General features: G+C 62.1%; 8 protein-coding genes, 1 tRNA gene and 1 pseudogene. 4 read left to right on the forward strand and 6 right to left on the reverse strand.

Annotated elements, in window-relative coordinates; all coding sequences use genetic code 11:
* On the reverse strand, window positions 1-1,692 hold a 1,692-nt coding region (locus WCB02_RS07335), incomplete at its 3' end, for an MG2 domain-containing protein (RefSeq protein ID WP_423957169.1).
* Between the two features lie 333 nt (window positions 1,693-2,025).
* Here WCB02_RS07335 and WCB02_RS07340 point away from each other — a divergent pair.
* The 3 genes and pseudogenes from WCB02_RS07340 to WCB02_RS07350 form a co-directional block, all read left to right on the forward strand.
* Window positions 2,026-2,102 (forward strand) — tRNA-Arg (locus WCB02_RS07340).
* Window positions 2,103-2,481: 379 nt separating this feature from the next.
* Complete coding sequence (locus WCB02_RS07345) at window positions 2,482-3,129, forward strand: hypothetical protein (RefSeq protein ID WP_423957171.1); 648 nt, start codon at window positions 2,482-2,484, stop codon at window positions 3,127-3,129.
* A 6-nt stretch (window positions 3,130-3,135) separates the two neighbouring features.
* Window positions 3,136-3,469 (forward strand): annotated as a pseudogene (locus WCB02_RS07350) (SOS response-associated peptidase family protein); the annotation flags it as partial.
* Between the two features lie 890 nt (window positions 3,470-4,359).
* On the opposite strand, the gene WCB02_RS07355 reads toward WCB02_RS07350, so the two are convergent.
* From WCB02_RS07355 to WCB02_RS07370, 4 genes are all read right to left on the reverse strand, one after another.
* Complete coding sequence (locus WCB02_RS07355; RefSeq protein ID WP_423957172.1) at window positions 4,360-4,485, reverse strand: hypothetical protein; 126 nt, start codon at window positions 4,483-4,485, stop codon at window positions 4,360-4,362.
* Window positions 4,486-4,809: 324 nt separating this feature from the next.
* Complete coding sequence (locus WCB02_RS07360; protein ID WP_423957178.1) at window positions 4,810-5,241, reverse strand: hypothetical protein; 432 nt, start codon at window positions 5,239-5,241, stop codon at window positions 4,810-4,812.
* A 471-nt stretch (window positions 5,242-5,712) separates the two neighbouring features.
* Complete coding sequence (locus WCB02_RS07365; protein WP_423957173.1) at window positions 5,713-5,916, reverse strand: hypothetical protein; 204 nt, start codon at window positions 5,914-5,916, stop codon at window positions 5,713-5,715.
* Window positions 5,917-6,286: 370 nt separating this feature from the next.
* Entirely contained in the window at window positions 6,287-6,958 is a 672-nt protein-coding gene (locus WCB02_RS07370; RefSeq protein ID WP_423957174.1) for a transposase, read from the reverse strand.
* Between the two features lie 27 nt (window positions 6,959-6,985).
* On the opposite strand from WCB02_RS07370, the gene WCB02_RS07375 reads away from it, so the two are divergent.
* A complete protein-coding gene (locus WCB02_RS07375) occupies window positions 6,986-7,228 on the forward strand; it encodes a hypothetical protein (RefSeq protein ID WP_423957176.1) in 243 nt (80 codons plus the stop codon).
* A gap of 106 nt (window positions 7,229-7,334) precedes the next feature.
* Here WCB02_RS07375 and WCB02_RS07380 read toward each other — a convergent pair.
* On the reverse strand, window positions 7,335-7,522 hold a 188-nt coding region (locus WCB02_RS07380), incomplete at its 5' end, for a hypothetical protein (RefSeq protein WP_423957177.1).

Genomic DNA, 7,522 nt, shown 5'->3' on the forward strand with positions numbered 1-7,522 from the left:
GTCGGGCAGCACGGCGCGCCGGAACTCGACGCCGTCCGGACGCTCGACGACCAGCGTTAGTGGGCTGCCGGTGATGGCATTGCCGAGGCCGTCACGCAGCAGCGCGGTCAGGAACACCGTCTCGTTGGAGCGATAGACGCCGCGCTCGGCATAGACGAAGGCATCGGCGCCGGAGGGCACCGTGCGCCCGCCGACGCCGCGGTCGCTGAGATCGAAGGCGGTGGTCTTGAGGCTGAGGAAGGCATAGTCGGCCTTCTCGCCTGTGACCGTCAGCATGGCCGGCGACGAGCCGCCCTCGCCGCGCGCAAGGCCAGTCTCGAACAGCACATGGCCGGAATCATCGGTTTTCCGCGCGGCCAGAATCTCGTTGTTGCGGGCGACCAGCCGCACCTCGGCCCGCGCGACCGGCGCGGTCGAGGCCAGCGAATTGACGAACACATGGATGCCGTCATTGCCGGAAAACGCCGCCACGCCGAGGTCGGAGACGATGAACCATTGGGTGGCGAGCTGGCCATCGTCATCGCTGCCAGGAGCCTTGACGGTTGCGGTCATGACATAGACGCCCGGCTCCAGGTCGCCGAGCGCCTGGTCGACCGGAAACGCGGTGGTGACGTCCTGGTTGAGCGTGGTCGCGGTGGCGAGTTCGCCGGTCCAGACCTTGACGCCGCGCTGGTCGCCGAGCTCGGACAGCTGATAGCTGCTGATCGGCCGCTGGAAATCGCTGTCGATCACGGTATTGATCAGGTTGCGGTCGCCGATCCGGAACACGTTGACCACCAGCGCGGTGGTGTTGACGCTGACCAGCGGGATGCCGCGCTGGCCGTTGCGCGGCAGCACATAGGCGCGGCCGGTGAAATGCACGAAGGGTTTGCGGTCGCGCACATAGATGTTGAACTCGGCCGATTGCGGCAGGCCCTCCTTCACCGTGGACGGCAGGCCGGCGCGCAGATTGATGGTGTAATGCTCGCCATGCTTCAGCCCGTCGACGCAGAGCTGCTTCTCCTCCGCCGAGAGCGCCGGCCGGTCGGTGCCGGCGAGCGTCACGAACGGCGTGAAGTCGGTGCGCTTGGCAAGGTCCTCGGAGAACTGGAAGCAGGCCCGCGGCGAGGCCGCATCGGAATCGACGCTGTAATCCAACAGGCGAAAACCGTGCTCGTCGCGCAGCCTCTCATATTGGCCGCGGACGTCGGCTGTCTCGCGCAGGTCGAGCGACATCCGCAGCGCATCCAGCGCCGGGCGCCACATCTGCCGCTCCGACATCGCATGGCCGAGCACCGCCAGCGCGTCCGCCTCGTCCTGCGGGTTGGCGGCGCGCTGATAGGCGATATAGGCCGCGGTGGCGGCGCGCTCCCGGAAGAAGGTCTGTTCGCTGTCGTTTGCAGGCTTGATCTGGAAGATCACATGAGCCAGCCGCAGCCAGTTGCCGGCATCCTCAGGCGCCGTGGCGGCGATCTGGCCGAGGATCTGCAGCCCGGAGCGGAAATCGTTGCGCCGGAAGGCTGCATCCGCGTCGCTGCGCAAGGTGGCAGCGGGTTTTGAGATCGGCCCGGCCTCGCTCTTGATCTGGGCCTCCAGCTTGATCGCGGCATCGGCGAGATCGTCGCGTTTGAAGGCCTTGTCGGCGGCATGCGCCGCAACCAGGCCGACAAGGAGCACAGCGCCAACCGCCGCAGCGCGAACCAGACCGATCATAAAGGAGCTCCTGAAGCCGCGGACGAGTGCCGCCTGTCTAGCAAAAAAAGAGTGAGGACAGGTGACGGGTCGACGGCAGCGGAACCGGGATAGCAAAAAGTCGCATGCGGCATGGCGCGGCCAAGATTCCGAACAAAGCCCCCCAATCAAGCCCATGAACCGGCTGGCAGTTCTCCCGCCCGGTGCACGATTCAACCGCGGGACAGCGGACGCCACTCTCCCCTTCGCCCTTGGTCGCCCGGCGGAAGAAAATGGTTCGGAACGACTTGGCGAAATCGCGGATTTTTCATATTGGCAATGCTATGAAGGCGCCTGCCGAAGGGTCGCCCTGACGGTCCCATAGCTCAACTGGATAGAGTAGCGGATTTCTACTCCGCGGGTTGCAGGTTCGAGTCCTGCTGGGATCGCCACAGCATTTTTCTGCTCTAGAAAACATTCAATCTTTTGCATCTCAGTGGCCCACCTTTTGGAACGTCCGTTCCGGTGGACCACAATTTGAGTTTTTTGCAGGCGTTGGCCGCCTACAAGCGCAGCCACCTGGTCGGCATTGCGGAGGACGAAGATATCGGCGAGTGATCCGCCGTCGACCTAGGAGCCTGTCCATTTAATCAAAAGTTGCAGAGCCGAGTAGAATGGGATTCTTGTTTGCGCCCATCTGGCCCACGCCAAGAGAAATGCTGACTCCGAATAGCACATTTCGGAGAAGTGGTTTCTCGTCGAACTCGACCAAAACGATTAAATGAACAGGCTCCTAGTAGCCGGGAGAACGATGAATATCGGGGAGGCACAATGAGCGACAAAGAGCTGATTCCGCTGGGCGCGGCCATCGCTGGCGACATAATGAGCGCATTTCAATTGCCCGGTGGAAACACCGTTAGCAAGATCGCTGAAAAATGGCTTGAACGAAAACGAGCAGAAGCCGCCGAGATTCTGATTAACGAAGTGTCGATAGGAGGGCCCATTGACTTCAGCGAACATGACGTCGATCCGCTGATCGAAATCAGCTATCGATTCGCAAAGGCCGTCAACGATGGGGCCGCTCGCGAGAATCTAAGGCTATTAGCACAAGTGATCGTCGGCTTGAAAAAGAACAAGGCGCTTGAGCCGGACAAATTCAGAAAATGGGCAAACACCCTTGAGCAGCTCACGCGCGACGAACTCATGGTCATCGGAAAGGCTGTGTCCATCAAACGTAGAATGAGCGCGACAGGCGCGGCCTTCAACACCAATGAATTTGCGAACTGCTTGAGATCGGAATTGACAAGCTCCGGCTATGCTCAAACGGAGATTGATCCGTTGTGTGCGTCGCTAGTGAGGACTGGTCTGCTTCTTACTGCTAGCGGATACGGCGGGGTGATCGTGCCGCTACCAACATCCTGGTTGGACGAGTTGGGTGCGCTCGCAGATGTTGAAGGGTTAGTGGGCACTCGAGGCTGATGGAGAATGTGCAATCTCTATAGGATTACCACCAACGAGGCCGCCATCCAGGCGCTATCCCGCGTGATCAACCGCTACGTCGGCAACCTACCGCCTATGCCGGGTGTTTTTTCCGGACTATCCGGCGCCCGTGATCCGCAACGCCGGCAGCAGTCGCGAGACGGTGCTGATGCGCTGGGGCATGCCGCCGCCTCCCCGCATCGGCGGGCCTCCGGTCACCAACATCCGCAACACGTCGTCGCGGCATTGGCGCGGCTGGCTGAAGCCGGAGAACCGCTGCCTGGTCCCGTTCAACAGTTTTGCGGACTACGCGCCTGAGCCGAATCCTGAGACCACGAAGACGCGGAGCATTTCATCGACGTCGATCCCGCATATCGCTGCGCTCATGCGGGCTACTCGCTGCTGGCGTTAACCAGATCTCGGAGAGGCTACCGCCCCGCCTGTCTCGAGCGACTTTTTGGCCTTCGATGCGTTCCTTCCGCGATCCTTTCAAGGATATGGTCTGCAATGTCTCGCAAATATTGGAAGCTCTTGGTCACGTGGTTACGGTTGCGGTTCGCGTTACGTTACGGTCACGATGAGGCTGGTTACGTGGTTACGTTACGGGGGTCTTTAGACCCCGTAACGCGTAACCAAACCCGAACCTCATCCTCGAACCCTAGCGCTCTGAGAGTATTCTCGCGAGGCCGAAAGGGGGAAGAACATGGAAACTTGGGTGCTACTGCTAATGGTCGGCTCAGCGACACAACCGAGCATCAGCACCGTTCCGGGATACACGACCGAAGACGACTGCTTCCGAGCGGGCGCCCCCATGTACTCAGCCAACGTAGGCAATCGCAGCGGCGATCATCACGATGGGCAAGCAAAGATTCAGTGGCTTTGCTTTCCGGGACCAAATCACCCAAAGTAAGGGGAAGGAACTGATTGTCCGTTGGAGCACGAACGAGTAGCGCCGCACCGGGAATGAGCCGGCATGCGATCGAACCTCGGCAACCGGCGCGCTGCTGCCCTCCGTCATCGGCTCCAGCGCGCCCGATCACGTTCGAATCAGCCTCTCGACGTAGACTCCAGCTATGATGCACATACCTTCGGTTTCGCGCGTCAATTTGTAGCCGGCCTTGGCCAAATCATCGGGCAGCGGGCTTGATGCGAGGCATACCATGGTCACGATCTCCGCGCCCTGGACGCTGGTAAGCCACGCATCGCGCGGTTGAAGACAGCGCGCATTGATCAACGGGAATTTGGTCTGCGCTCGGCAAGCACGGCAGCGGGATCTTGCGGCTTCTCAATCCGGAAATCGCTGCCCGGGCGCTTCTTCGCGATGCCAAGGAGCTTCGCGCGGTAGTCGTCCGTCACGGCAGCGGGGGATTGTTCAACAGGTTGACGACCAAGCCGGCCGCCTCGCGCGAGGTCTCCTCAACTTGCGCGGGGTCGCGGACGCGGTCGCGGCACCATGTCCGCAGGCGGATCAGGACGACGTCGAAATGGTTCTCAATCGTAAGCGGTGTTCTGGCCCACCTTGCTAAGCGTGAGCTGATCAGCAAGATGCAAACCGTAGGTTCGCATCTATGGTTGACCATATGGTTGACGCTTCGGAGCCGCGGGGTCCGGTCGAGATCCAGGTCGGTGTGGGACGTCGCCGTCGCTGAGCCATGCCCGACACGCCGCCTTCAACCAGCCCTACGAGCTGGTGGGCTGCGGCGGCTGAGGATTATTTGCGGGATTGGTATCGTACTTCGAGATCCGCGAAATGAGCCGCGTGGCCGCGAAGGGCTGCAAGTCTGCTTCCAACGCGTCGGCAATCTCCTTGGCGTAGACTTCCCGTTCGTCCACATAGAGGGTAAACGATTTGAGATATTTGTCCTTCTTCGCGGGATCATCGATCGTCGTTTTCGTCCACGCGTAGAGCGGATCGTTTTCGACGCCATGCTCTTCTGCTGCGGCAACATATTCCGCAAAAGCGTCGAACTGGCATTTCGGCACGGCGCGATGCTCGGCAAGGATATCGAACAGCGGCGCCAGCGCCCGATCACGGACCCCTCGGCGCACCGATTCCGCCGTCGTGGCATCGGTCACATCGAATCTAACCTGATACTGCCACTGAGACGTCACGCCACCCGCTCCGATCGCTCCCGACTTGGCCCGTTTCCGGTCGCAAGATTCTAGGGCTTTATCATGAGCGGGTCCAGTTCGCCGGGCGGATTGAAGCCGAAGGCGCAATGCGCCGGTCTGCTCGGCGAGAACGGCGGATTCGGCTTCCGCCTTTGCTTTTCGCGCTACGGCGGACCCGTCGCCTCCAACCCGCGCAGAGAGCTGCCGCTGCCTTGGTCGAACAAGCCCATTCGGCACGGAAATCCATTTTGCGGAGGATCGCCGGATATCCCCGATAAACAAATGCCCGCCGGTGGGCATAGAGGCGCGCTGCCAGGAACGAGCGCGGATGGAACCGCGAGAACGGGCGCCTGCTTCTGTAAAGGCAAGAGCAATCGCAGGATGCTACCCGTGCCGCATCCTAGCCCGGATTCCGGGCGATGGAGCAATGGTGCAGCGCAGATTCCACCGCCGGCATTCCGGCCGCCCCTTTCAGGCTCCGCACCTCAAGGCGTCATCCGTGACGATGCCGGCAAAGCGCTGGACCCGCTGCAGATGAGAGATCGCGCCGTCAACATTAGACAGCGCCTCACGACGCGAATGCCCAGTGGCGAGCAGCCCGGCGATATTCGGACTCGTCACGCGCCAAAGGCCGGCCTGGTCTTGCTCAACAACCAAATTTAGCGATTCAGCCATCATCGTCCACCTTCACTTGCCAGACATTTCCAGTTGTCCCAGCCGCCACCACACGTTGAAGGTTAATAGCGGCGAAGTATATCCGTGTTTTCCCGAGAAAAACACCGGGGCTCCAACGGGGACCGGCGCTGACGCAGACGGAACCCTTGAAAGTGTTGGCAAAAACCCTGGAAAAATCTTGATCCGTCCGACGGAGCTTGGGATCGAAAGCGAAATCGGCCGGCTCGGGAACCAGGCCGCCCCGGCTGGCAGACGGCTCCCGAAGGAAATGCCGCGATCGATTCAGTTCGCGATCTGCCGGTGCGCTCGGTTGGCGATCGAATGTCGAAATTACGGTGCACCTCATTCGCACAAAAGACGGTCCTGCGCCTCAATGGCTTTCCGGCCCCAGCGGCTTCGGCCCCGGCTTGCCCGGTTTCAGGACGCGCCCTGTCCGTCGCTCGATACGGGCGAGAAAGCGATCACCGCCGAGCGGCCGGCCGATGCTCTCGGCGGCGCGCAGGCGATCGAACAGATCAGCCTCCGGCTCGGCGGCAAGCAGAGCGGCGAAGCGAGGGAAGCGATCCCTGATCGGCGCCAGCGCGGTGAGCCCGTCATCCTTGCCACGCAAATGCGCCGATGTGCTCGACCAGCGCCAGTCCTGCGCCCGCCGCACCAGTCGCGCCCGCACTGGGTTGAGCGACACATAGCGCAGTGCCGCCGTGAGATATTCCTCGTCCATCGCCACCGCGCCGAACCGGCCCTGCCAGAAATGACCGCTGCGTTTGCGCCGTGCCTGGATCACGCCGGCATAGCGTCGATGCACCCGCGCCAGCGCCCGGCGCAACCCGTCCGGATCGGACGGCACGAGGATGAGGTGCACGTGGTTCGGCATCAGGCACCAGGCCCACACCTCGACGCGGGCCGCGCGGCAGTTCTCGGCGAGCAGATCGCGGTAAAGCGCGTAGTCGTCGTCGCCGAAGAAGGTCCGCGCGCGGCCATTGCCGCGCTGGGTGACATGGTGGGGATGACCGGGGATGACGACACGGGCGAGACGGGCCATGCAGCATGATGCGCTGGAAGGCGCGGTATGTCAATTAAGTGCACTGTCACCGTAACTGCTGCCACCATAACTGCCGCGCTCCTCGCTGGCAGCTCCTATGCGCTGGACCGGATCGCGTTGCAGCCGGTGACGCACGCGGGCACCGCGCGTGACTCGTTCGAGGCGAACACCGCCGCCGCGAAGACCAACACTGCAATCACGATCGTGAGCGCGAGGAATTTCATGTTCATCACCTCCCTGCGCGGTCAGGCCCGCTCCATGCAGGCCTGAGTCTGCGCCCGGCTCCGGCGCAACGCCAGTTACGATGGGCGAGCCCACCTAATACTTTCGGGCGAGCGACCCAGAAACAATCAATCCACCCGCGCCGAGCAGGATTTCAGTGATTCCGGGGTCCGAACAACGCCGTGTAGACGTCCGTCGTCGGTCCGTCGCTGGAGATGCCGTAGGCCGTGGTCGTCGGCTCATCGCGTGGCGGCCCAACCGGTTGTTGGACGGGGCCACGGACCGGGCCGGCATCGGCGACCTGCGGGCCGTTGACGCCGGCGGAGCCTGCCTGCTGGACCG

It is taken from the genome of Bradyrhizobium sp. (assembly GCF_049581145.1).
Lineage (GTDB): Bacteria > Pseudomonadota > Alphaproteobacteria > Rhizobiales > Xanthobacteraceae > Bradyrhizobium.

Excerpts from the sequence above, each read along its gene's own strand:
- WCB02_RS07375 (WP_423957176.1), top strand. The coding sequence starts at position 6,986 with ATGTCAATTAAGTGCACTGTCACCGTAACTGCTGCCACCATAACTGCC.
- WCB02_RS07370 (WP_423957174.1), bottom strand. The coding sequence starts at position 6,958 with ATGGCCCGTCTCGCCCGTGTCGTCATCCCCGGTCATCCCCACCATGTC.
- WCB02_RS07365 (WP_423957173.1), bottom strand. The coding sequence starts at position 5,916 with ATGGCTGAATCGCTAAATTTGGTTGTTGAGCAAGACCAGGCCGGCCTT.
- WCB02_RS07345 (WP_423957171.1), top strand. The coding sequence starts at position 2,482 with ATGAGCGACAAAGAGCTGATTCCGCTGGGCGCGGCCATCGCTGGCGAC.